Origin of the sequence: Fulvimarina endophytica (assembly GCF_003403015.1) — a bacterium.
Classification (GTDB): domain Bacteria; phylum Pseudomonadota; class Alphaproteobacteria; order Rhizobiales; family Rhizobiaceae; genus Fulvimarina; species Fulvimarina endophytica.
Map to the genome: position 1 here is coordinate 191,389 of NZ_QURL01000002.1, position 22,227 is coordinate 213,615.

Here is a 22,227-nt window from a genome sequence, read left to right on the forward strand (position 1 = left end):
CGGGAGGCGTTCTTCGCCGCACCCCCGGTGCGGCGGTCGATATTCAAGGACCGAACCGATGCAAGCTCCTTCCGTCCCGTCTCCCGCCATCGCCGAAACCTCACCGCTTCTCGAACTTTTCGAGGCACGGCGCGAGAGCGTGCGCGTCCGCCGGCTGACGGCGGGAGAAAACGGCGAGCTTCTCGGCCATCTCCAGCGTCTCGACACCGAGACACGGCGCGCGCGCTTCGGCCATCTCGTCGGCGAGGCCTTTCTCGAAACCTATGCTGCCCAGCCCATCACGGAGAGCTGCGTCATCGAAGGCCTGTTCGTGAACGGTGTCCTGAGAGGCGTCGGCGAATTGCGCATCGACCGGGGCGACCGGGAGGCGGCCGAGGCGGCCTTTTCGATCGAGACCCTCTTTCAGGGGCGCGGTTTCGGGGGGCGTCTCTTCGACCGCATGATCAACAGCGCCCGCAATCGCGGCGTGCGGCGCATCGTCATCACCTGTGCGCGAGACAATCGACGCATCGTCGCTCTCGCCCGCCGTCACGGGGCGCGGTTGACGGTCGATGGCGCCGATATCGTTGCGGAACTGCCCGCCCGCCCCGCCGATCTGCGCAGTCTGCGCGCCGAGTGGCTGCGCGAGGCCGAGGCAATCGCCGGCTGGGCGACCGATTGGCGGATCTCCCAGTGGAAGCGGGCGATGACGCCGTTCTACGGCGCGCTCGGCCTCGGCCGGGCACTGCGCCAGATGGTCCTGCCGCGCCCGTTCGACCGCTGAGATCCGGCGATCAGCTGCCGGCGCCCTCGGTCTCCAGCGCCTCGGTGACCACCGGCAGGATGTTGTCGACGATGATCGCGACGCCCTCCGCGTTCGGGTGCATCTTGTCGGCCTGGTTGAGATCGGCCTCGGCCGCGACGCCTTCGAGGAAGAATGGATAGAAGGCGACGTCGTACTGCTCTGCGAGCTCGGGAAAGATCGGATCGAAGCGCTCGGCATAGTTCGCGCCCATGTTCGGCGGGGCGAGCATGCCGGCGAGGATCACCCTCTGGCCGCGCTGCTTGAGCTTTTCGAGGATCGCGGAGAGATTTTCGCGGGTGATCGCCGGATCGATCCCGCGAAGCGCGTCATTAGCGCCGAGTTCGACGATGACGAGATCGGCGCTTTCCGGCACGGACCAGTCGAGACGGGCAAGGCCGCCGCTCGTCGTATCGCCGGAAACGCCGGCATTGGCGACGCTGACATCGTAGCCCTTCTCGCGAAGGGCGGCCTGCAGCTGTTCGGGAAAGCTCTCGCCGGGGCCGACCCCGTAGCCCGCCGAAAGGCTGTCGCCGAAGGCGACGATCTGTCGCTCCTCGGGCGCATCCGCCTGCTGCGCGGAGGCGAAGGATGGCATCGCCAGCGGTAACACTAGCGTCAGAACGGCGAGAAACGGTTGGAAGCGCTGCATCGAGGTCCCCATATGGCGGCGCAGGCGCAGAGCGCGGCGCAACAAGATGCCTCCCATATAGGTTTTGAGAGATTTGACGGAACCAGCGATCCGATTACGAAAGGTTCATCTGACCCTCGGCAGCGGGGCGAGTTCCGTTCACGTTCTGAAAGGTGTCGACCTCGAGGTGGCGCGCGGAGAGTCCGTCGGCATCGTCGGCCCGTCCGGCTCCGGCAAGTCGACGCTCCTGATGGTGCTCGCAGGGCTCGAGCGCGCGGACGAGGGCGAGATCGAGATCGCCGGCCGCTCGCTGGTCGGCCTCTCGGAGGACGAACTCGCCTCCTTCCGGGGCCGCAATGTGGGCATCGTCTTCCAGTCCTTCCACCTCATTCCCAACATGACGGCGCTCGAGAACGTCGCGGTTCCGCTCGAACTCGCCGGTGCGAAGAATCCCTTCGACCGGGCCCTCAAGGAACTCGACAATGTCGGCCTGAAGGATCGCGCGACCCATTATCCGGGCGAGCTTTCCGGCGGCGAGCAGCAGCGCGTCGCCCTGGCGCGGGCTCTCGCGCCCGAGCCCGCGATCCTGATCGCGGACGAGCCCACCGGCAATCTCGACCAGACGACGGGACGTCAGATCGCCGATCTCCTCTTTGCCGAACGCGAGCGCAGGGGCATGACCCTCGTCCTCGTGACCCATGATCCCAATCTCGCCCATCGCTGCCAACGTGAGATCGGCGTTCGGTCCGGCCGCATCGAGGGCGAGCGCACGGCCCGCGAGGCCGGGCCGGTCGAGCGCGAAGCCGCCCAATGAGCGCGGCGGACATCCATTCGGTCCCGGCCTCCACCGCCGGAACCGCCGAGGCCGGTCTTCTTCCGACGATCCGTCTTGCCTGGCGGTTCGCCCTGCGCGAAATGCGCGGCGGCCTTTCGGGCTTCGTCATCTTCCTTCTGTGCATCACGCTCGGCGTCGGGGCGATTGCCTCCGTCAACTCCGTCGCCTCGATGATGAGCGAAGGCATCGCGCGCGAGGGTCGGGCGATCCTTGGGGGCGATCTGCGCTTCCAGCTCGTCCAGCGCGAGCTGACGCCGGAGGAGGCGAGCTATATCGACGGGCTCGGCGAGGTCTCCCGCACGGCGGGCCTGCGCTCCATGGTTCGCACCGGGGATGGGTCCGACCAATCGCTCGCCGAAGTGAAGGCGGTGGATGGCGCCTATCCGCTCTACGGAACGGTCGACACGGTGCCGGATGCGCCGCTTTCGACGCTGTTCAAGGAGCGCGACGGCCGATATGGCGCGATCGCCGCCCAGGAACTCTACGACCGTCTTGATCTGGAGCCGGGCGCGGTCGTGCGTCTCGGGAACGCCGAGGTCGAACTGACCGGCGTCCTGACGCGGGAGCCCGACATCCTCTCCGATGGCTTCGCCTTCGCCCCGCGCCTGATGATGTCGCGCGAGGGGCTGAACGCGACCGGTCTCGTCCAGCCCGGAAGCCTCGTCGAATACGACTGGCGGCTGAAGCTGCCGCCGACGAACGATCCCGAGGCCATCGCGGATGCGGCGCGCGAGGCGTTCCCGACATCGGGCTTCCGCATCCGGACGGCCGAGGATGCGGCCCCGTCGCTCCAGCGCAATATCGATCGCTTCTCGCAATTCCTGACGCTTGTCGGCCTCACGGCCCTCATCGTCGGCGGCGTCGGCGTCGCCAATGCCGTGCGCGCCTATCTCGACGGCAAGCGACCGGTGATCGCATCCTTCAAGAGCCTCGGCGCGGCCGGACGTCTGGTGGTGCTGGTCTATCTCTTCCAGATCATGACCATCGCGGCCGTCGGCGTCGTGCTCGGGCTCATCCTCGGCGTCATCGCGCCCTTCGTCACGGCGAACTTTCTCGAACGCGTGATCCCGGTCGCGGCGAGCGCGTCCTTCTATCCGGGTGCGCTGGCGATCGCCGCGATCTTCGGTTTCCTGACGGCGTTGACCTTCGCTCTCCTGCCGCTCGGCCGCACGCGCGATGTCGCCGCGACAGCCCTCTTCCGCGATGCAGGCGCGACCGCATCCGGGCGGCTGCGCTGGACCTATGCCATCGGAACGGGGGTGCTGGCCCTCTCGATCGCCGGCCTCGCTCTCCTGATGGCGCGCGACAAGCAGATCGCGCTGACCTTCCTCGGCGGGACGGCCGCCGCCTTCGTCATCCTGCGCCTCGTGGCGGTGGGCGTGATGGCGCTCGCCCGGCGCGCGCCGAAGGTCGCCTCCACGCCGCTTCGCCTCGCCCTCGGCAATATCCACCGCCCGGGAGCCCTGACGCCTTCCGTGGTCCTCTCCCTCGGCCTCGGGCTCACGCTTCTCGTGACGCTCGCGATCATCGATTACGACCTGCGCCAGGAGGTGGGAACGGGGCTCGCGAGCCGCGCGCCGAACTTCTTCTTCGTGGACATCCAGAACGCCGAGATCGACGGCTTCCGCCAGACCGTGGAGGAGGCCGCGCCAGGCTCGACCCTCGATGCGGTGCCGATGCTTCGCGGCCGGATCACCAAGCTCGGCGATCAGGACGTCGCGACCATGGAGATTCCGGAGGAGGGCGGCTGGGTGCTGCGCGGCGACCGGGGCGTGACCTATGCCGCCGAGGAGCCGGCGAATTCCACGCTGACCGCCGGCGAGTGGTGGCCGGCCGATTACGACGGGCCCCCGCTCGTCTCCTTCGCGGACGAGGAGGCGCGCGAACTCGGCCTCGAAGTGGGCGAGACGATCACCGTCAACGTCCTCGGCCGATCGATCACGGCCGAGATCGCCAATCTGCGCGCGATCGAATGGCAGGACCTCTCGATCAACTTCGTGATGGTCTTCTCGCCCAATACCTTCGCGGGCGCACCCCATGCCTGGCTTGCGACCCTCAGCCTCGACGACGGCCGGGCCGATCGCTCGAACGCGGAGGTCGCGGCGCGCGAGAAGCAGATCGTCAACACGATCACCAATGCCTATCCGGCGGTGACCACGGTCCGGGTGAAGGACGCGCTCGACGCCGTCAACGGCCTGATCGCGCAGCTCGCCCTCGCGATCCGCGTCGCGGCGGGCGTCGCGCTCGTCGCCTCGATCCTTGTGCTGGCGGGCGCACTGGCCGCCGGCAACCGGGCACGGGTTCACGATGCGGTGGTGCTGAAGACCCTCGGGGCGACACGCGTGACGCTGATCAAGGCGTTCGCGACCGAATACGCGCTTCTCGGACTTGCGACGGGCATCTTCGCGATCGCGGCCGGAGCGCTCGCCTCCTGGTTCGTCGTCGACCGGATCATGTCGCTTCCCTACATCTTCGATTGGACGGTGGCGCTCGCCACGCTCGCGACCTCGCTGGTGCTGACGGTCGGCTTCGGGCTGGCGGGCACGTGGCGCATCCTCGGACAGAAGGCGGCACCCATCCTGCGCAATCTCTGATGCCTTCCCGAGCCCGGATCGTGTTCACGCGAAGTTCAGCAAAATAGGGCATTCCTGCCCTTCCAGCCGGCTGGAAAGTCTTGTTTCACGCTTTTCCAGACCGCATATTATGGCCATCGCTGGGCGTCCCGCCAGCGGCCCTTGATCAACCCGCTCTCGCGACCCGAGGGCCAAAATCGAGCACCCGACGGGACACTCGTAAAAGGATACAGACGACTATGGCTGATTATCGGAATTCCAGCATGCGCTCGGTGCCTGCTGCCGGTACGCGAGCGGATATCGACCAGGGCCTTCGCAGCTACATGCTGAAGGTCTACAACCTGATGGCAGGCGGCGTTGCGCTCACGGGCGTCGCGGCCTATGTCATGTACATGCTGTCCTTCGTGACCGACGGGTCCGGTCAGATCGTCGGCTACACGGAACTCGGCGCGACCCTGTTCGGCTCGCCGCTGAAGTGGGTCATCATGCTCGCCCCGCTCGGCATGGTGTTCTTCCTCTCGTTCCGCGTCCACAAGATGAGCGTCGCGGCCGCGCAGGGCACGTTCTGGGCCTATGCCGCGCTGGTCGGCGTGTCGCTCGCCTCGATCTTCGCCGTCTATACGGGCGAATCCATCACGCAGGTCTTCTTCATCACGGCCGCCACCTTCGGCGCGCTGTCGCTCTTCGGCTATACCACCAAGCGCGACATCTCCGGCTGGGGTTCGTTCCTGTTCATGGGCGTGATCGGCATCGTCATCGCGATGGTCGTGAACATCTTCCTCGCCTCGCCGGCGCTGCAGTTCGCGATCTCCGTGATCGGCGTCCTGGTCTTCGCGGGCCTCACCGCCTACGACACGCAGCAGATCAAGGAAATGTACTATGAGGGCGACGGTTCGGAAGTCGCCGGCCGCAAGGCCGTGATGGGCGCGCTTCGCCTCTATCTCGACTTCCTCAACATGTTCCTCATGCTGCTCCAGCTCTTCGGCAACCGCGAATAATCGCTCGGCGCCGAGCGCGATCCCTCCGGGTCGCAGGTGAGCTTCGAAACGGAAAGGGCGGTCCTCGGGCCGCCCTTTTTCATGCATGGTGCAAGGGCTGGCCCAGGACGGTATGGCCTCCCGGGCATCGGACCGGACGTGGACCCGGTCTTCGGGCCGTCCGACGCGTCAGATAGACACCGCAGCCTCGGACCCGTTTCCGGTATCGGGTCCGGGAATTCCTGGGACCACCTTCGAAGGAGCAGCCAGACGTGAACCGCGACATCTCGATCCGCCCCGCAGTCTCGGGCGATATCGCCGCAATCACCGCCATATACGAGGACGAGGTCCTCAACGGCACGGCGACCTATGAGCTCGTGCCGCCGGGGATCGCGGAGATGGAGCGGCGCTTCGAGACGCTGGTGAACGCGCGCTATCCCTATATCGTGGGTGAGGCGGCCGATGGCGCCATCCTCGGCTACGCCTATGCGGGGCCGTACCGGCCGCGTCCGGCCTATAACTGGATGGTGGAGAACGCGATCTATCTCGCCCGCGAGGCACGCGGACAGGGGCTCGGATCGCGGCTTCTCGAAGATCTCATCGCCCGCTGCGAAGCCCTCGGCTTTCGTCAGATGGTGGCGGTGATCGGCGGATCTGACAATCTCGGCTCGATCGGCGTCCATCGCCGCCTGGGCTTTGCGGAGATCGGCGTGATGAAGGCGACCGGCCTCAAGTTCGGGCGCTGGATCGATACGGTCCTCATGCAGCGCCCCCTCGGGGAAGCGGGTCGGACGATCCCCGACGCCGACGAGTTTCCCGGAACGATCGGGCGCTAATCGCCGGGCCCGCCTGTCACTCACTAGACCCGGCCGCTGAGGCGTGCGTCCTTCCGTGGGCCTCAGCGACCGCTATCGGCGTTCTTCAGCTGCCGGTCGAAGACGTTGAGCACCGTCGAAAGATCGTGCCCGCGCTTCATCACCATGCCGCCGGCCGCAACCACCTGATAGGCGCCCTGCCGCCGGGCGAATTTCGGGTTCTTCTCGACCCGGTAGATCGGCATCTCGCTGGAGCGCCGGAAGATCGAGAACACCGCGCGATCCTTCAGCATGTCGATGGCGTAATCCCGCCACTCCCCGGCGGCGACCATCCGGCCGTAGACCTTGAGGATGGCGGAAAGTTCGCGCCTGTCGAAGACGATCTGCGCGTCACTCGTGCGGCCGTTGGGAAAGGCGATGAGGTTGGAGGCGTCGTCTGTGATGACGGTCATGCGGATCGCGTGTCCTTTCGGAGCCTGATGCCGGACGATCTCGCGAAGGCGGCTGCGACCGCGCGACCGGGTTCGGCAGTTCTCTTCCCGTGCCGGGCTTCGGGCTCGGCTCGTGACGCGCCGCCGCCGGATGCTCCGGTTTCCAATACCGAGACCGCAGGTGGAGCCGCGAAAGCCGGGCCGCAAGAGCGCCAAGCAGATTGGTGACGGTATGGTGACATGGAATGGAGGGGACGGCAAAGCGCGAAACGAAGAGGGAAGCGGGCCGGCCGCGTTCCGTCCGGCCGGGTATAAGGCCCTGCCGCGTCAGCGATAGCCGGACAGGTCGATGCGCGCGGCCGACAGGATCGGACCGGGGCTCCCGTCGCGTCCCATCGACTGGATGAGGACGGCGCAGCCATTGTCGCCGATCGCGCCGGCCGTGAGGGTGGAGATCGGAAGGGTGACCTTCATGGGCTCGCCCGACCAGGCGCCGAGAACCCGCCAGTCCCGCACGGGATGGGTGGTCGTGAGCGTCGCCCCGTCGTTCTCGCCCGAGGTCACGCTGGTGCTTGCGTGATTGTCGTAGGTGACGACGATGAGGACGGGCATCGCGTCCTGCGTCGCCGTATTTTCGAGGCTCGCATAGATCTTCAGATTGCGACCCGCGATCCGCGCTCGCACCAGGGCCTGTCCGCCCGCATCGATCGGCCGCAAGGCGTTGAGCGCCTGCTCGATTTCCTGGGGCTTGGTGCCGACGAACTGTTCGCGGCCGTCGATCACGATCTGGGGCGTGAACAGGGTCGAGAGGTTGAAGCTCGCCCCGTAGTCTCGCTGTCGCGATGTGTTTTCCGGCGAGCCGTAGGTATCGCGCCAGCCGGTATAGTCCCAGTAGTCCACATGGTAGGTGAGGGGAAGGACGCCCGCTTCGCCGGCGATCCCGTCCATCACCTTGCCGGCCGGCGGACAGGTGCTGCAGGCCTGGCTGGTGAAGAGCTCCACCACATGCTCGACCGGGATGGAGGTCTGCCCTTCGAGGGCCGTCTGGGCGAAGGCGGGTGTGCCTGCCACGAGGCTCGCCGACACGAGCGCGAGCACCGAGAGCCTGGGCGGACGGGCGGGCCGGTTTCCTCCGCGCGGTAAGGCGCGAGGGCCGGTCCGGGAGGCGATGGTGCGGTGCGGGAGCAGGCGCTCTTCTGTCATTGCCGGTTCGTGTCGTTGCGGGACGATCGGGTCCGATGCTGCCCAGAGCGCGATGGCCTTCGATTGTCTCGAACACCCGCGCTCCGGACCCTCAGTTAAGCAGGATGCGAGCGGAAAAACCGGTGCCCACGTTTCCTCATCCTGCACCGGGACGATAGGGGCGAGCCCCGCCGGTCTCCAATCACGTGCGGGTGAGGGGCCAAACGTTCGCGCGAGAGAGCCGTGATGGAACGGTTCGCGACGGCCTCCCGTCAAAACAAAGAGGCCGCCGGTGGTCCGGCGGCCTCGGTTCGCGATCCCTTTCGGGGACTGCTCGATACGGCCTCGATTACGCTGCGAGCTGGCGCAGGACGTAGTGCAGGATGCCGCCGTTCTTGTAGTATTCGAGCTCGTCCAGGGTGTCGATGCGCGACTTGATCTTCACGCTCTCCTTCGACCCGTCGGCGCGCTCGATCACCGCTTCCATCTCCTGGCGCGGCTTGATCTCGGTCAGACCCTCGATCGTCACCTTCTCGTCGCCCGTGAGTCCGAGCTTCTCCCAGGACTGGCCTTCCTGCGCGAAGACGAAGGGCGCAACGCCCATGCCGACGAGATTGGAGCGGTGGATGCGCTCGAAGCTCTCGGCGATGACCGCGCGCACGCCGAGCAGGATCGTGCCCTTGGCCGCCCAGTCGCGCGAGGAACCGGTGCCGTATTCCTTGCCGGCGAAGATGACGAGCGGCACGCCCTCGTCCTTGTACTTCATCGCCGCGTCGTAGATCGGCATCTCCTCGCCGGACGGGAAGTGCTTGGTCATCCCGCCTTCGACGCCGTCGAGCATCTGGTTCTTGATGCGGATATTGGCGAAGGTGCCGCGCATCATGACCTGATGATTGCCTCGGCGGGCGCCGTAGGAGTTGAAGTCCACCGGCCGCACCTGATGGGAGACCAGATAGTCGCCGGCCGGGCCGTCCTTCTTGATCGAACCGGCGGGCGAGATGTGGTCCGTCGTGATCGAATCGCCGAAGAGGCCGAGAATGCGCGCGCCCTCGATATCGGTGACGGGCTCGGGCTCCTGAGCCATGTCCTCGAAGTAGGGCGGGTTCTGGACGTAGGTCGAGGTGTCGTCCCAGTCATAGGTGAGGCCGCCCGAGACATCGATCTTCTGCCAGTGCTCGTCGCCCTTGAAGACGTCGGCATAACGGCTCTCGAACATGTCGCGCGTCACGGTCTCGCGGACGATCTCGGCGATCTCCTGCGTGGTCGGCCAGATGTCCTTCAGGTAGACGTCGTTGCCGTCCTTGTCCTTGCCGAGCGAATCCTTCGTGATGTCGACGAAGAGCGAACCCGCGATCGCATAGGCGACGACGAGCGGCGGCGAGGCGAGGTAGTTCGCCCTCACGTCCGGATTGACGCGGCCCTCGAAGTTGCGGTTGCCCGAAAGCACCGAGCAGGCGACGAGGTCGTTCTGGTTGATCGCCTCGGAGATCGGCTCCGGCAGCGGCCCGGAATTGCCGATGCAGGTCGTGCAGCCGTAGCCGACGAGGTTGAAGCCCATCGCGTCCAGATCCTTCTGGAGGTCGGCCTTCGCGAGATACTCCGTCACCACCTGGGAGCCCGGTGCGAGCGAGGTCTTCACCCACGGCTTCACCGTCAGGCCCTTTTCGTGCGCCTTGCGGGCGACGAGGCCGGCCGCGACGAGCACGTTCGGGTTGGAGGTGTTGGTGCAGGAGGTGATCGCCGCGATGACGACGTCGCCATGGGACAGGCCGTGTGCCGCACCTTCGACGTCGTGACGATAGCCGACATCGCCGGGAACGTCGTTCGGAAGCGTCGCGCCCTCGTCCATGAACCGGGAATCACCGGTGGACTGGGGATTGTCGTCGGTCTTGCGGCCGCCGCGGATCTCGTGGAGCGCCTTGTGGAAGGCCTTGGCCGCCTCGGTCAGCGGCACGCGGTCCTGGGGACGCTTCGGACCGGCGAGCGAGGGCACGACCGTCGAAAGATCGAGCGAGAGCGAATCGGTGAAGACCGGGTCCTCGGTTCCGTCCTCGCGGAACATGCCCTGCGCCTTGGCATAGGCCTCGACGAGCGCGATGCGGTCCTTCTCGCGGCCGGTGGCCTCGAGATAGGCGATCGTGTCCTTGTCGATCGGGAAGAAGCCGCAGGTCGCGCCGTATTCCGGCGCCATGTTGCCGATCGTCGCCTGATCCTCGAGCGTGAGGTTCGAGAGGCCCGGGCCGTAGAATTCGACGAACTTGCCGACGACCTTCTTCTTGCGCAGCATCTCCGTGACGGTCAGCACGAGATCCGTCGCGGTCGTGCCTTCCGGCAGCTTGCCGTCGAGGCGGAAGCCGATCACTTCGGGGATCATCATCGAGATCGGCTGGCCGAGCATCGCGGCCTCCGCCTCGATGCCGCCGACGCCCCAGCCGAGGACCGAGAGGCCGTTGACCATCGTGGTGTGCGAATCGGTGCCGACGAGTGTGTCGGGATAGGCGATCGTCTCGCCGTTCTCCTCACGCGTCCAGACGGTCTGGGCGAGGTATTCGAGATTGACCTGATGGCAGATGCCGGTGCCGGGCGGCACGACGCGGAAGTTGCGGAAGGCTTCCGAACCCCAGCGCAGGAACTGGTAGCGCTCCTTGTTGCGGCCGTACTCGGCGTCGACGTTCTTGTCGAAGGCATCGGGCGAAGCGAAGTAGTCGACCATCACCGAGTGGTCGATGACGAGGTCGACGGGAACCAGCGGGTTCACCTTCTTCGGGTCTGCGCCGAGCTGTTCGGTCGCATCGCGCATGGCGGCCAGATCGACGACGGCGGGAACGCCGGTGAAGTCCTGCATCAGCACGCGGGCCGGACGATAGGCGATCTCATGACCGGCCGCGCCCTTGTCGTCGAGCCATTTGGCGACGGCGAGTATGTCGTCCTTCGTGACGGTGCGGCCGTCCTCGTTGCGCAGGAGGTTTTCGAGCAGAACCTTCAGGGAGAAGGGCAGGCGGGCGATGCCCTCAAGGCCGTTCTTTTCCGCTTCCTTGAGATCGAAATAGACATAGGGCTTGCCGCCGACGTCGAGCGTCTTGCGGCAATTGAAACTGTCCGGGTGGTTTGACATTGGCATGTCGTTCCTTCTGAAGCCGAGCCAGGGCCGAAGGGCGAACACCCATCGCGCGGCGGAAAACGCGCGTCGAAGATGCGGGTACGACCATTTCCGCTGTGTCCACCTCGGGCACCTTCGGCAAGGAAAGGTGCCGCGCTGATCGGCGCTGATGACGTTCCACACCGGTCGCTGGCATGGTTGCCCCCGTCACTTAGCGCCGATTAGAACCGTGATAAAGGGGAAGCCGGTGTTCGCCGGACATTTTATGCTACACCGCAGCATGACCGCAGGCCGGGACGATCATTCGAGGCTGGGAGATCCCGAAGATGAGCGACATCACGACGATCGAGGCCTTGCGCGGTCTCTACGGCGCGCCGGGTGAGCGCTCCATAAAGAAGGAGATGCGCCAGCTCGATACCCACGCGAAGGCCTTTCTTGAGAAGAGCCCCTTCGTCGTGATCGGATCGTCGGCGCCGGGGCGGCTGCCCGATGTCAGCCCGAAGGGTGACAGGCCCGGATTCACGCTGGTTCTCGACGACCGGACCATCGCGATCCCGGATCGGCCCGGCAACAAGCGTCTCGACACCTTCGAGAACGTGATCGAAAACCCGATGGTCGGCCTGCTCTTCCTCATTCCCGGGATGGATGAGACGCTGCGGATCAATGGTTCCGCCAGGATCTCGACGGATGCGGTGCTGCTCGAACGGCTGGCCGTCGGCGGCAAGGCGCCGGTCGCAGCGCTCGTGGTCACGACGAAGGAGGTCTATCTGCACTGCGCCAAGGCGTTCATGCGCTCCGAACTCTGGAACCCGGATCGCCACATCGACCGCCGGACCATGCCGACGCTCGGGCAGATGCTGAAGGACCAGATCGGTTTTTCCGACGATGCCGTGGAGACCCAGAGGGCCATGGAAGAGCGCTACCTGAAGACGATGTTTTGACGAGATCCCCATGCTGACGATCTCGGTCGAGGGCCTGTCGGTCGGGCGTGGACGAACCATCGCCGCAGGACCGCTCGATTTCAGGTCGAGCGCCGGCGAGGCCCTCGTCGTCACCGGCCCGAATGGAGCGGGCAAGTCGACGCTCCTGCGCACGCTCGCAGGTCTCCTGCCACCGGTCGCGGGCGAAGTGGTCATCGAAGGTGCGTTGGCCGCCGATGGCGAAGCCGCCCGGACCCTTGCCGAGATCTCCCATTATGTCGGCCATCGCAACGCCATGAAGCCGGGAGTGACGGTCGGCCGGAACCTCGATTTCTGGCGCGCGAGCCTCTCGCTCGCCGGCGGCGGCCTGTCGAACCGGGACGCGCTCGACGCGCTCGGTCTTCCAGATCTCACGGGCCTGCCCTTCGGCTATCTTTCCGCCGGCCAGCAGAGGCGGGCCTCGCTCGCCCGTCTCCTCGTCGCACCGCGCGATGTCTGGATTCTCGACGAGCCGACCGCGGCCCTCGATGCGGATGCGCAGGTCCGGTTCGGCGAGGTGATGGGACGGCATCTGTCGGCGGGGGGGATCGTGCTGGCCGCGACGCACCAGCCTCTGGGGCTCGACGAGGCGAAGCGCCTCGATCTCGCGGCGGGAGCTGCCGGCACGCGGCGGACGGCCGGCGCCGGGCCGACGATCGACGAACGCGAACTTGCCGAGGCGGAGGGCTGGATATGAAGGCTCTCGGCGCGCTTTACCTTCGGGACCTGCGCCTTGCCGTCTCGGGCGGCGGCGGGGCGATGACCGGCGTCATCTTCTTCCTCGCCGTCGTCGCGACGGTCCCTTTCGGCATCGGTCCCGATCTCAACCTTCTGTCGCGCATCGGCCCGGCCATCCTGTGGATCGGCGCGCTGCTCTCGGCGCTCCTGACGCTCGACCGGCTGTTTCAGGCGGACCGGGACGACGGAACGCTCGATCTTCTCGTGATGGGCCGGACGCCCATGGCTCTGGTCGTCGCCGTCAAATGCGCGGCGCTCTGGACGGCGGGCGGCCTGCCTCTCGTTCTGGCGGCGCCCTTTCTCGGCCTGTTCCTGGCGCTGGAGCCCACGGCGATCGCCGCGAGCGCGCTGACGCTCCTCGTGGGCACGCCGGCCATCACCTTCATCGGGGCGGTGGGCGCGGCGGTGGCCGTCGCCCTGCCGCGCGGCGGCCTCCTCGTCTCGGTGCTCGTCCTTCCGCTGGCGATCCCGGTGCTCATCTTCGGCGTCTCGGCGACCTATGGCGCGGTGAACGATCCCGAACCCTTCATGCCGCCCTTCCTGATCCTCAGCGCGCTCACACTGTTCTTCGGCACTCTCGGTCCGGTGGCGGCGGGAGCGGCGCTGAAGGCGAGCGCGGACTGACCGGTCAGTAGCGCCGCCGCCCGCCCAGTTTCAGGACGCGAGAGATAATGAAGATCGGCACTACGATCACAGCGCCGAGCAGGAAGTAGGTGACGACGTTTTCGACCGAGCCGAAGGCAACGTCGATCACCCGGTTGAAGCTGTCGACGCCCCAGTCGATGACCGATCGCGGGCTGATGTCCAGCCAGGACAGGATGAGGCCGACGACGATCGACATGAGGACGAGGCGAACGCCGACACCCAGCGGAGAGCCGCCCAGGAACCGCTCGAAGCGGTGGGAGACGCGCGTCCTGCGGCCGAAGTCGTCGTGATCGGAAATGTCTCGCATGGTCGCCGGTCTCTCCACCAATTCGACGAGCCTTATTGGCCCGACCCGCGATATAGGAGTGCCGATCGGCGAAAATCAGGCCTTTTTGCCGGGGCCTGTCTATGAAATGCCTTCAAGTCCGCCGATATGGGGCGGACGAGACCCAGAAGACCGACGGGAAGTTTCATCAGATGGCCGATCGCATCATCGAGCGCTCACCCAACAACCCGGCGAAGAAGGAGATGAACCCGCTCCTGAAATTCGCGCTGGAGCTCGGGCCGCTTCTCGTCTTCTTCTTCGCCAATTCGCGCGGCGAGCAACTGGCGGACACCTTCCCCGTCCTCCACGATCTGGGCGGGCCGCTCTTCATCGCGACCGCGCTCTTCATGGCGGCGCTCGCGATCTCCCTCGTTGTCTCCTACGCGATCCAGCGCACCCTGCCGCTGATGCCGCTCGTCTCGGGCATCGTCGTTCTCGTCTTCGGCGGGCTGACCCTCTACCTGCAGAGCGAAATCTTCATCAAGATGAAGCCGACCATCGTGAACGGCCTGTTCGCGGCGATCCTTCTCGGCGGTCTCTGCTTCGGAAAGTCGCTGCTCGGCTATGTCTTCGACCAGGCCTTCAAGCTCGATGCCGAGGGCTGGCGCAAGCTGACGCTCAACTGGGGCCTGTTCTTCATCTTCCTCGCCGGCATCAACGAGGTGGTCTGGCGCAACTTCTCGACCGATTTCTGGGTGGCGTTCAAGGTCTGGGCGACGATGCCGATCACGGTCGTCTTCATGCTGTTCCAGTATCCGATCATCCGCAAGCACTCCATCGCACCTGCCGAGGGCACCGACGCCTCCTGACGCTTTCGGGAATGATCGACCATTGTCATGGGACGCGTTCGTTTCGATATCCCCCGCGAGTGAACGAGCGCGAAAGGCCCCGAACCCATGGATATTCAACGTCTCCTGTCCGATTTCGTCGGAAGCCAGGCACAAGGTGGTTCCCACCGGCAGTCCGGTCTTCAGTCCGGTAACGGGGGCCGCGCGGGGCAATCGGGCGGAGCCGGCTCTCTGATCGATCAGGTCGGCGGAATGCTTCAGGGGCGAGGCGGCTCGGCGATCGGCGGCGCGCTGGCCGGAGGCCTCGCCTCGCAGCTTTTCGGAAAGAAGAAGTCCGGCAAGGCCCTCAAATCCTTCGGCGGTTCGGCCCTCAAGCTCGGCGGCGCGGCTCTCGTGGCGGGCCTCGCCTACAAGGCCTATCAGTCCTATCAGACGCGTCCGGGCGCGACCGCGCTGCCCGGTGCCGAACCGGTGAAGAGCCTGCCCTCGACCGCTGCTGCGGACGAGGTTCCCGAGCCGCACGGCACCGCCTTCATGCCCTCGGGCGAGGAGGACAGCCGCGCCCGGCTGATGCTGTCGGCGATGATCGCGGCGGCCAAGGCCGACGGCTATATCGATGCCGAGGAGGAGCGGGCGATCTACGGCAAGATCGACGAGATGGATATGCCGTCCGACGAGAAGGGGCTCGTCATGGACGAATTGCGCAGGCCCAGAAGCGTCGACGAACTGGCGAGCGCGGCCAAGACGCCGGAAATCGCCATGGAGATCTACACCGCCTCGGTTCTCGCGATCGACGCCGATCATCCGGCCGAGAAGGCCTATCTCGAGCTCCTCGCCGCCCGCCTCAACCTTCCCGAGGAACTGGCGAGGGAAATCCGCCGGACCGCCGGCGCGGAATAGGTATTCCGGCACTCGGCGTGGGCGTTTCGCAAGAAGGTGGAGCGCCCCCGCTACATCTCGTCCGTTCCGAACCGCTCGCCGTTCGGCATGACGCTTCCGGACGCCCCTTGCGGATTGGCGAAGGGAACGGGCGGCGCGCCGGCCTCGGCTTCGGCGTCATGGTCGAGCGCCCAGTGGACCGAAGGGAAGGCGAGTTCGTCGCGGGGAATATCGGCGGGATCGAACAGACGGACATCGAGGCTTTCGGGGCCCGGCGAGAAGGAGGGATCGGCGAGACGGGCGCGATAGATGAGCTGGACCTGGCTGATGCGCGGCACGGAATAGACCGCGAGAAGGCGGTCCATGTGCAGCCTCACATTGGCCTCCTCGGCGGCCTCCCGGCGCGCGCCGTCCTCGGGCGTTTCGCCGAGTTCCAGATAGCCGGCCGGAATCGTCCAGAAGCCCCGGCGCGGCTCGATCGCCCGGCGGCAGAGAAGGATGCGCCCCTCGTGCCGGACCACCGAGCCGACGACGATCTTCGGATTCTCGTAGGCCACGAAGCCGCAATGGTCGCAGATATCGCGCGCACGCTCGTCGTCGCCCGGAACACGGCGGGTGAAGGATGGCTCTGTCATGAGACCATAGATGGTTCGCGGACGCGGTTCGGGAACGGGCGCGGGGCCCGCTCCGTCATCCCTTTCGGCTGAAGAAGGCCTGGAAGGCCGCCATCGCCTCCTTGGACGTCAGCCGCCCGGCGAAGATCTCGATCTCCTCGTCGATCCGGGCGAGGAGATCGGCTCTGTCGCCCCGGATGAGACGCTTGGTCAGCATCACCGCCTCGCGCGGCTTGTCGGCGACGGCGCGGGCCGCCTTGTGGCCCGAGCCGTCGACATCCTCCTCGACGATCTCGGTCACGAAGCCGCATTCGCGCGCGAAGGCCGCATCGAAGGGGCGGCCCATCGCGAGCATCTGGAAGGCGCGCTGGGAGCCCATCAGACGCGGGGCGATGAGGCTGGAGCCGGCCTCGGGCGTCAGCCCGAGATCGACGAAGGGGGTGCGGAATTCCGATCGGGGGGTCGCGAGGACGAGATCGCAGTGGAAGAGAAGCGTGGTGCCGATGCCGATGGCGAGGCCGTCGACGGCGGCGAATACCGGCTTCTCGGCACAAGCCAGCGCATGCAGGAAGCCGCGCACCTCGGTCGGCAGGCCGCCGCCCTTCGCGATCTCCATGAAATCGGCGAGATCGTTGCCCGCGCAGAAGGCACCGGGAAGGCCGGCAAAGAGGATGCAGCCGATCGCGTCCTCGGCTTCCGCCGCCGCGATGGCGCCGGTCATCGCCTCGTACATGGCACGCGTCAGGGCGTTCTTCTTGTCCGGGCGGTTCATGCGGATGGTGAGGACGCCATCCGCGCGGCCGATTTCGATGTGCTCGCTCATGCCGCGTCCAGTCCCAGTGCGATGCGGCCCGCCGACAGGCTGTCGGCACCCTGGCAGACCTGCGCGGAGAGCGCCGGGCATTCGGCGAGGAGGTTCTCCGCCATGAAGCGGGCAAGAGCCGTGCGCTCGCCCTTCGGATCCCCGGCAAGGGCGGATTTTGCGAGATAGACGCCGCCGGCTGCAAGGCCGAAGAGGCGAAGATAGGGCGTCGCGCCGGCAAGCGCGGTGTCGTTCTCGCCCCGTGCAAGTGCCTCGCGAAGGAAGCGGGTCGCGGCTTCCAGTTCGCGCAGGGCCGCATCGAGCATGGAGGCGGTGCGGCCGAAGGCGTCGGAATTGCGGGTTTCGAGCTCTTCGAGAACGGCCCGCAGTTCGAGAATGTAGTTCGCCACCGCGCCGCCCTCGGACAGGCCGATCTTGCGGGCGACGAGATCGATCGCCTGGATGCCGTTGGTGCCCTCGTAGATCGGTGCGATGCGGGCATCGCGCAGGAATTTCGCCGCGCCCGTCTCCTCCACATAGCCCATGCCGCCATGGACCTGGATGCCGAGGCTCGCCACCTCGACGCCGGCATCGGTGGAGAATGCCTTGGCGACAGGCGTCAGGAGATCGACCCGGTCCTTCCAGAATTTTGCCGCATCCCCGTCCCCGGCCCGGGCGTGATGTCGCGCCATGTCGCCTGCATGGCCGCAGGCATAGGAGATCGAGCGCGCCGCGCCGGTCAGCGCCTTCATGGTGAGAAGCATGCGCGTGACGTCGGGATGTTCGATGATCGGCGACATGGTGCCGGCGGGCTCGGCACCCTTGGCAAGACGGGTCGCCCGGCCCTGGCGGCGCTCGCGGGCAAATTCGATGGCCTTCTGGGTCGCGGCCTCGGCAACGCCGACGCCCTGGATGCCGACGAGCAGCCGGGCATTGTTCATCATCGTGAACATGCAGGCGAGGCCCCGGTTCTCCTCGCCGATCAGCCAGCCGACGGCCCCGGCCTCGCCGGTCTCGCCCGCACCGTCGCCATAGATCATGGTGCAGGTGGGCGAGCCGTGGATGCCGAGCTTCTTTTCCAGCGCGCTGCAGACGACGTCGTTGCGCGCACCGAGCGAGCCGTCCTCCCCGACCAGGAATTTGGGCACGAGGAAGAGCGAGATCCCCTTGACGCCCGCCGGGGCATCGGGAAGCCGGGCGAGCACCAGATGGACGATGTTGTCGGTGAAATCCTGCTCGCCATAGGTGATGTAGATCTTCTGGCCGAAGATCCGGTAGGTGCCGTCGCCCTTGGGTTCCGCCCGTGTCTTGAGGGCGGAGAGATCGGATCCCGCCTGGGGCTCGGTGAGGTTCATGGTGCCCATCCACTCACCCGAGACGAGCTTGTCGAGATAGGTCGCCCGCAGCGCCTCGGAGCCGTGTTCGAGCAGCGCCTCGACCGCGCCGACGGTGAGGCAGGGTCCGATGGCAAACCCCATGGAGGTGGAATTCCACATCTCGAAAGTCGCGGCCGAAAGGGCCATGGGCAGGCCCTGGCCGCCGTGTTCCTCGGGGCCGGTGAGGGAATTCCAGCCGCCTTCGCGCCAGTCCCTGTAGATCTGCGGCCAGCCCTTCGGCGTCGTCACGGACCCCGCCGAGAGCACCGCGCCCTCGTGGTCGGCATTGGAGAAGCGGGGCGCCATGCCCTCCGTTGCGAAGCGTCCCGCCTCCTCGACGATCGCCTCAAGAAGCTCGGCGTCGAGATCGCCGGTGCGCCCCGCCTCCATGGCAGCCTCGAGCCCCGCCACATGGCGCAGCGTGTGGACGATTTCCTCGGTCGGCGCCTGATACATGTCCGTCTCCTCCTGCCCGGTCTCGGCACTGCGCCGCCTGGAGCAGCCTCCGGCCCCCGGGCGCTTCTTTCTGGCAATTCGTTTTCGTCCGGCATTCGAAGAGCCGGATCGCGCGTCACGGGATGCGCGAGCCGTCCGGCGGACCGGACGCAAGGTTGCTGCAATTTACGTAATCGTCAGCCAAGAGCAAGCGCGATGATCCGGCGCACAAGCGAACGTGTTCGGGCCGGCCTGCCATGCGCAGCCCGTCCGGCTGGTAATCCTCGCGGGGTTCGACGCGTTCACCGAAGCACTCGGTGAGGACTGAGGCAAGAAGGTCAGCTCTTGCCCGCCTGCCGATTCTCGGGGGGCTGCACGCAGCGTCCCTGGATTGACATGGTTTCCTTCTTGTCCCCCCAGTGGACCGTCAGCGAGCCGTCATATTCGATGCCGTCGGCGGTCTGCATGGTCTCGGTGATGGCGACGGACACGTTGATCCGCGGTTCGCCCGCCGAGCGCCAGAGCGTGGTCACCCGTCCTTCCTTGTCGGGGGAGGACTTTCCGCGCTCCAGTTCGCGCACGATGCCGTTCGCCATGATGTAGCCGCGCTCGATCGCGGCCGAATTGTTCGCGCTGGGAGAGGCCATGGTGACGAAGACCAGCGGCTGGGTTTCGTCCGTCGTCATCACCGGCGCGTCCTCGATGCCGCCGGTAAAGCTGCACTGGCTTGCGATGGGGGCCCAATGCAACTGGCCGAGAATGAGGGTCTTCGAAGGATCGCCCGTGTTCGGCTCGGTGGTCTGGCCGGGCGTCACGTCCTCGAAGGGCGGCGCGGGAAGGTCGGGGCTCTTCGTGTTCGCCTGCGAATTCGTCTGGGCTCCCGCGGGACCGAGACAGGCCAGCGAGGCGAGGAGCAGCCCGAGCAGTCCGGCGATCCGGCCGCTTCGACGGCCTGCGAAGATCTCCAATGTCCTCATTCGCTCCACTCCTCTCGCGCGATCCGACCCGCTTACCCTAAGGGAAGATCGCCCGCCAGTCGTCACAGAAAGCTTTGCGGGTCGATATCGATCTGCAATTGGACCGAACCGCGCGGGTTCGGCGCTCCGGCAAGCGTCGCACGCAAATAGGACTGAAGCGGGGCGCGGCGCGACCCCTGGACGAGCAGGCGGAACCGGTGGCGACCGCGCAGGACCGCGATCGGCGCCTCGGCTGGGCCGAGCATTTCGAGATCGGGATCATCGGGTGCGGCCTTGCGGATCGCGCGCGCGTGGCTCTCGGCCTCCTTGCGCGTATTGGCGGAGACGACGACGGCGGCGAGCCGTCCGAAGGGCGGCAGCTGCGCGCGCTCGCGCTCGGCGATCTCGCGCCGATAGAAGGCCTCCGTATCGCCGCTCGCGATCGCGCGCATCACCGGATGCTCGCTCTGATAGGTCTGGATGAGGCCGCGGCTCGCAAGTCCGGTCCGCCCGGCCCGGCCGGTCACCTGATGGAGCAGCTGGAAGGTGCGTTCGGCCGCGCGCGGATCGCCATTGGCAAGACCGAGATCGGCGTCGATCGCACCGACGAGGGTCATCAGGGGGAAATGATGCCCCTTGGCCACGAGCTGGGTGCCGATCACGATATCCGCCTCGCCCTCCGCGATGGCGTCGAGCTCGCGGCGCAGCCGCCGCGCCCCGCCCGGTAGGTCGGAGGAGAGGAGGATGGTGCGCGCGTCCGGCAGATCCGTCAGCATCTCCTCGGCGATCCGCTCGACGCCCGGCCCGCAGGCGACGAGATGGTCGAGGGTCCCGCATTCCGGGCAGGCCTCCGGCCGTTTCACCTCGAAGCCGCAATGATGGCACTGCAGGGTTCCGCGCAGCCGGTGATCGACCAGCCAGGTGGAGCAGGACGGGCACTGGAACCGGTGTCCGCAGACCCGGCAGAGGGTGAGCGGCGCATAGCCCCGGCGGTTGAGAAAGAGCAGCGCCTGCTGCCCCTTTGCGATCGTCTCCTTGATCGCCGTCATCAGCACCGGCGAGACGAACCGTCCCCGGGCGGGAGGCGCGCGGCGCAGGTCGACCAGGGAAAGATCCGGAAGGGCCGCCTCCGAATAACGGCTTTCGAGGCGCAGATGCCTGTAGCGACCGAGATCGGCATTCACCCGCGTTTCCACCGAGGGCGTTGCGGAGGCGAGGATCACCGGGAAACCGGCGATCCGGCCGCGCACCACCGCCATGTCCCGGGCGTGGTAGAAGGTCCGGTCCTCCTGCTTGTAGGCCGGGTCGTGCTCCTCGTCGACGATGACGAGGCCGAGATCGTCGAAGGGCAGGAACAGGGCCGAGCGCGCGCCCGCCACGACCTTGATCCGGCCTTCGGCCACCTGCCGCCAGATCTTCTCGCGCTGTTTGGGGCTGATATCGGAATGCCATTCGGCGGGCGGGGCGCCGAAGCGATCATGGAAGCGGTCGAGAAAGCTCTGGGTGAGGGCGATCTCAGGAAGGAGGATAAGAACCTGACGTCCCGCCTCGATGGCGGCGGCGACGGCCTCGAAATAGACCTCCGTCTTGCCCGAGCCGGTGACGCCTTCCAGAAGCGTCACCGAGAACGCCCGCTCGGCTCCGGTCTTCGACAATTCGTCGGCCGCCTGCCTCTGTTCGGCGCTCATCTCGGCCCGGCCGAAGCCCGGATCGGGGAGTGCGACCGCCGGCTGGGGCGGCACCTTGACCGTTCGAAACGCGCCGAGCTTGTGGAGGCCGTCGACGACGGAGGGCGTGACGCCCGCGGCATGGGCGAGGCCCGATTTCGTCCAGAGTTGTGTCTCGGCCGCCGTCTCCAGAACGCGCCTTCGGGCATCGGTGATGCGCTCGGGCCGCTCGCTGGTGAGTTCGAGACCCTCGATCCACGGCTCGGGGTCGAAGGCGGCCGGCGCGCGCAGGGCCATGCGGGCGACGAGGCCGGGCGGCGTCAGGGTGTAATCGGCGACCCAGTCGATGAAACGCCGCATGTCCTCGGCGATCGGCGGGCAGTCGAAGACCTGGGTGAGGGGGCGGAGCTTCTTTGGGTCGACGCGGTCATCGCCGTCCGCCGTCTCCCAGACGATGCCTGCGACCTGGCGCGGTCCGAGCGGCACCTGAACGATCGAGCCCGGCTCGGCCTCCATGCCTTCGGGAACCGCATAGGAATAGGGCCGGTCCACCGGCAGGGGAACGAGAACGGGCACCGTCCTTTGCGGGAATAGCTCGCCGTTCGCCGTCACCTGTCCATCCGATTCGCCGCGTTCCTGGATCCGAGGGGATATAGGAATCTGCGCCCGGAAACGACAGAAGCGCCGCGATGGGCGCGGCGCTTCCGGTATGCGAACG

General features: G+C 66.8%; 20 protein-coding genes. 10 read left to right on the forward strand and 10 right to left on the reverse strand.

Going from position 1 to position 22,227, the window contains the following annotated elements; all coding sequences use genetic code 11:
* Window positions 1-58: 58 nt before the first annotated feature.
* Window positions 59-763, forward strand: coding sequence for a GNAT family N-acetyltransferase (locus DYI37_RS04300; RefSeq protein WP_116681986.1), 705 nt, complete (start codon window positions 59-61; stop codon window positions 761-763).
* A gap of 10 nt (window positions 764-773) precedes the next feature.
* On the opposite strand, the gene DYI37_RS04305 is transcribed toward DYI37_RS04300, so the two are convergent.
* The gene (locus DYI37_RS04305; RefSeq protein WP_116682387.1) at window positions 774-1,445 is read right to left on the reverse strand and encodes an arylesterase; all 672 of its coding nucleotides are present in this window, start codon (window positions 1,443-1,445) and stop codon (window positions 774-776) included.
* A 61-nt stretch (window positions 1,446-1,506) separates the two neighbouring features.
* On the opposite strand from DYI37_RS04305, the gene DYI37_RS04310 reads away from it, so the two are divergent.
* The 4 genes from DYI37_RS04310 to DYI37_RS04325 all read left to right on the forward strand — a co-directional run bounded on the left by DYI37_RS04310 (window position 1,507) and on the right by DYI37_RS04325 (window position 6,633).
* The gene (locus DYI37_RS04310; RefSeq protein WP_116681987.1) at window positions 1,507-2,226 is read left to right on the forward strand and encodes an ABC transporter ATP-binding protein; all 720 of its coding nucleotides are present in this window, start codon (window positions 1,507-1,509) and stop codon (window positions 2,224-2,226) included.
* Window positions 2,223-4,841 carry an ABC transporter permease gene (locus tag DYI37_RS04315; protein ID WP_116681988.1) on the forward strand — a complete coding sequence of 873 codons (2,619 nt, stop codon included), beginning with the start codon at window positions 2,223-2,225 and terminating at the stop codon, window positions 4,839-4,841. The genes DYI37_RS04310 and DYI37_RS04315 overlap by 4 nt, the downstream gene beginning before the upstream one ends.
* 218 nt (window positions 4,842-5,059) lie before the next feature.
* The gene (locus DYI37_RS04320) at window positions 5,060-5,818 is read left to right on the forward strand and encodes a Bax inhibitor-1/YccA family protein (RefSeq protein ID WP_116681989.1); all 759 of its coding nucleotides are present in this window, start codon (window positions 5,060-5,062) and stop codon (window positions 5,816-5,818) included.
* Window positions 5,819-6,069: 251 nt separating this feature from the next.
* The gene (locus DYI37_RS04325; RefSeq protein ID WP_116681990.1) at window positions 6,070-6,633 is read left to right on the forward strand and encodes a GNAT family N-acetyltransferase; all 564 of its coding nucleotides are present in this window, start codon (window positions 6,070-6,072) and stop codon (window positions 6,631-6,633) included.
* Window positions 6,634-6,695: 62 nt separating this feature from the next.
* Here DYI37_RS04325 and DYI37_RS04330 read toward each other — a convergent pair whose 3' ends face one another.
* The 3 genes from DYI37_RS04330 to acnA form a co-directional block, all read right to left on the reverse strand.
* On the reverse strand, window positions 6,696-7,064 hold the full coding sequence (locus DYI37_RS04330; protein ID WP_116681991.1) for a DUF2794 domain-containing protein: 369 nt from the start codon (window positions 7,062-7,064) through the stop codon (window positions 6,696-6,698).
* 306 nt (window positions 7,065-7,370) lie between these two features.
* On the reverse strand, window positions 7,371-8,141 hold the full coding sequence (locus tag DYI37_RS04335; RefSeq protein WP_158555082.1) for a DUF1223 domain-containing protein: 771 nt from the start codon (window positions 8,139-8,141) through the stop codon (window positions 7,371-7,373).
* A gap of 433 nt (window positions 8,142-8,574) precedes the next feature.
* Window positions 8,575-11,340, reverse strand: coding sequence for an aconitate hydratase AcnA (gene acnA / locus DYI37_RS04340; protein WP_116681993.1), 2,766 nt, complete (start codon window positions 11,338-11,340; stop codon window positions 8,575-8,577).
* A gap of 311 nt (window positions 11,341-11,651) precedes the next feature.
* Between acnA and DYI37_RS04345 the strand changes: the two genes are divergently transcribed.
* Genes DYI37_RS04345 through ccmB form a run of 3 tightly spaced genes read left to right on the forward strand, consistent with a single transcriptional unit; the run spans window position 11,652 to window position 13,646 of the window.
* Entirely contained in the window at window positions 11,652-12,266 is a 615-nt protein-coding gene (locus DYI37_RS04345) for a pyridoxamine 5'-phosphate oxidase family protein (RefSeq protein ID WP_116681994.1), read from the forward strand.
* 10 nt (window positions 12,267-12,276) lie between these two features.
* On the forward strand, window positions 12,277-12,981 hold the full coding sequence (gene ccmA / locus DYI37_RS04350; protein WP_116681995.1) for a heme ABC exporter ATP-binding protein CcmA: 705 nt from the start codon (window positions 12,277-12,279) through the stop codon (window positions 12,979-12,981).
* Window positions 12,978-13,646: a heme exporter protein CcmB gene (ccmB, locus tag DYI37_RS04355; protein ID WP_116681996.1), complete on the forward strand. Its 669-nt coding sequence runs from the start codon at window positions 12,978-12,980 to the stop codon at window positions 13,644-13,646. The genes ccmA and ccmB overlap by 4 nt, the downstream gene beginning before the upstream one ends.
* A gap of 4 nt (window positions 13,647-13,650) precedes the next feature.
* Here the strand turns inward: ccmB and DYI37_RS04360 are convergent, their stop codons facing one another.
* Window positions 13,651-13,974 carry a DUF6460 domain-containing protein gene (locus DYI37_RS04360; protein WP_116681997.1) on the reverse strand — a complete coding sequence of 108 codons (324 nt, stop codon included), beginning with the start codon at window positions 13,972-13,974 and terminating at the stop codon, window positions 13,651-13,653.
* A gap of 170 nt (window positions 13,975-14,144) precedes the next feature.
* Between DYI37_RS04360 and DYI37_RS04365 the strand changes: the two genes are divergently transcribed.
* The gene (locus DYI37_RS04365; RefSeq protein WP_116682388.1) at window positions 14,145-14,801 is read left to right on the forward strand and encodes a septation protein A; all 657 of its coding nucleotides are present in this window, start codon (window positions 14,145-14,147) and stop codon (window positions 14,799-14,801) included.
* An 87-nt stretch (window positions 14,802-14,888) separates the two neighbouring features.
* A complete protein-coding gene (locus tag DYI37_RS04370) occupies window positions 14,889-15,680 on the forward strand; it encodes a tellurite resistance TerB family protein (RefSeq protein ID WP_116681998.1) in 792 nt (263 codons plus the stop codon).
* Window positions 15,681-15,730: 50 nt separating this feature from the next.
* On the opposite strand, the gene DYI37_RS04375 is transcribed toward DYI37_RS04370, so the two are convergent.
* The 5 genes from DYI37_RS04375 to DYI37_RS04395 all read right to left on the reverse strand — a co-directional run bounded on the left by DYI37_RS04375 (window position 15,731) and on the right by DYI37_RS04395 (window position 22,121).
* Window positions 15,731-16,294, reverse strand: coding sequence for an NUDIX hydrolase (locus DYI37_RS04375; RefSeq protein WP_116681999.1), 564 nt, complete (start codon window positions 16,292-16,294; stop codon window positions 15,731-15,733).
* 55 nt (window positions 16,295-16,349) lie between these two features.
* Complete coding sequence (locus DYI37_RS04380; protein WP_116682000.1) at window positions 16,350-17,096, reverse strand: crotonase/enoyl-CoA hydratase family protein; 747 nt, start codon at window positions 17,094-17,096, stop codon at window positions 16,350-16,352.
* Entirely contained in the window at window positions 17,093-18,907 is a 1,815-nt protein-coding gene (locus DYI37_RS04385; protein WP_116682001.1) for an acyl-CoA dehydrogenase family protein, read from the reverse strand. The genes DYI37_RS04380 and DYI37_RS04385 overlap by 4 nt, the downstream gene beginning before the upstream one ends.
* A 317-nt stretch (window positions 18,908-19,224) precedes the next feature.
* A complete protein-coding gene (locus tag DYI37_RS04390) occupies window positions 19,225-19,863 on the reverse strand; it encodes a hypothetical protein (protein ID WP_147307883.1) in 639 nt (212 codons plus the stop codon).
* Window positions 19,864-19,925: 62 nt separating this feature from the next.
* Window positions 19,926-22,121, reverse strand: coding sequence for a primosomal protein N' (locus DYI37_RS04395; protein WP_116682003.1), 2,196 nt, complete (start codon window positions 22,119-22,121; stop codon window positions 19,926-19,928).
* Window positions 22,122-22,227: the final 106 nt, after the last annotated feature.

Coding starts and splice junctions, on each gene's coding strand:
- DYI37_RS04375 (WP_116681999.1), bottom strand. CDS start 16,294: ATGACAGAGCCATCCTTCACCCGCCGTGTTCCGGGCGACGACGAGCGT.
- DYI37_RS04305 (WP_116682387.1), bottom strand. CDS start 1,445: ATGGGGACCTCGATGCAGCGCTTCCAACCGTTTCTCGCCGTTCTGACG.
- DYI37_RS04330 (WP_116681991.1), bottom strand. CDS start 7,064: ATGACCGTCATCACAGACGACGCCTCCAACCTCATCGCCTTTCCCAAC.
- DYI37_RS04385 (WP_116682001.1), bottom strand. CDS start 18,907: ATGTATCAGGCGCCGACCGAGGAAATCGTCCACACGCTGCGCCATGTG.
- DYI37_RS04370 (WP_116681998.1), top strand. CDS start 14,889: ATGGATATTCAACGTCTCCTGTCCGATTTCGTCGGAAGCCAGGCACAA.
- acnA (WP_116681993.1), bottom strand. CDS start 11,340: ATGTCAAACCACCCGGACAGTTTCAATTGCCGCAAGACGCTCGACGTC.
- DYI37_RS04315 (WP_116681988.1), top strand. CDS start 2,223: ATGAGCGCGGCGGACATCCATTCGGTCCCGGCCTCCACCGCCGGAACC.
- DYI37_RS04320 (WP_116681989.1), top strand. CDS start 5,060: ATGGCTGATTATCGGAATTCCAGCATGCGCTCGGTGCCTGCTGCCGGT.
- DYI37_RS04360 (WP_116681997.1), bottom strand. CDS start 13,974: ATGCGAGACATTTCCGATCACGACGACTTCGGCCGCAGGACGCGCGTC.
- DYI37_RS04390 (WP_147307883.1), bottom strand. CDS start 19,863: ATGAGGACATTGGAGATCTTCGCAGGCCGTCGAAGCGGCCGGATCGCC.
- DYI37_RS04380 (WP_116682000.1), bottom strand. CDS start 17,096: ATGAGCGAGCACATCGAAATCGGCCGCGCGGATGGCGTCCTCACCATC.
- DYI37_RS04365 (WP_116682388.1), top strand. CDS start 14,145: ATGGCCGATCGCATCATCGAGCGCTCACCCAACAACCCGGCGAAGAAG.
- ccmA (WP_116681995.1), top strand. CDS start 12,277: ATGCTGACGATCTCGGTCGAGGGCCTGTCGGTCGGGCGTGGACGAACC.
- DYI37_RS04345 (WP_116681994.1), top strand. CDS start 11,652: ATGAGCGACATCACGACGATCGAGGCCTTGCGCGGTCTCTACGGCGCG.
- DYI37_RS04300 (WP_116681986.1), top strand. CDS start 59: ATGCAAGCTCCTTCCGTCCCGTCTCCCGCCATCGCCGAAACCTCACCG.
- ccmB (WP_116681996.1), top strand. CDS start 12,978: ATGAAGGCTCTCGGCGCGCTTTACCTTCGGGACCTGCGCCTTGCCGTC.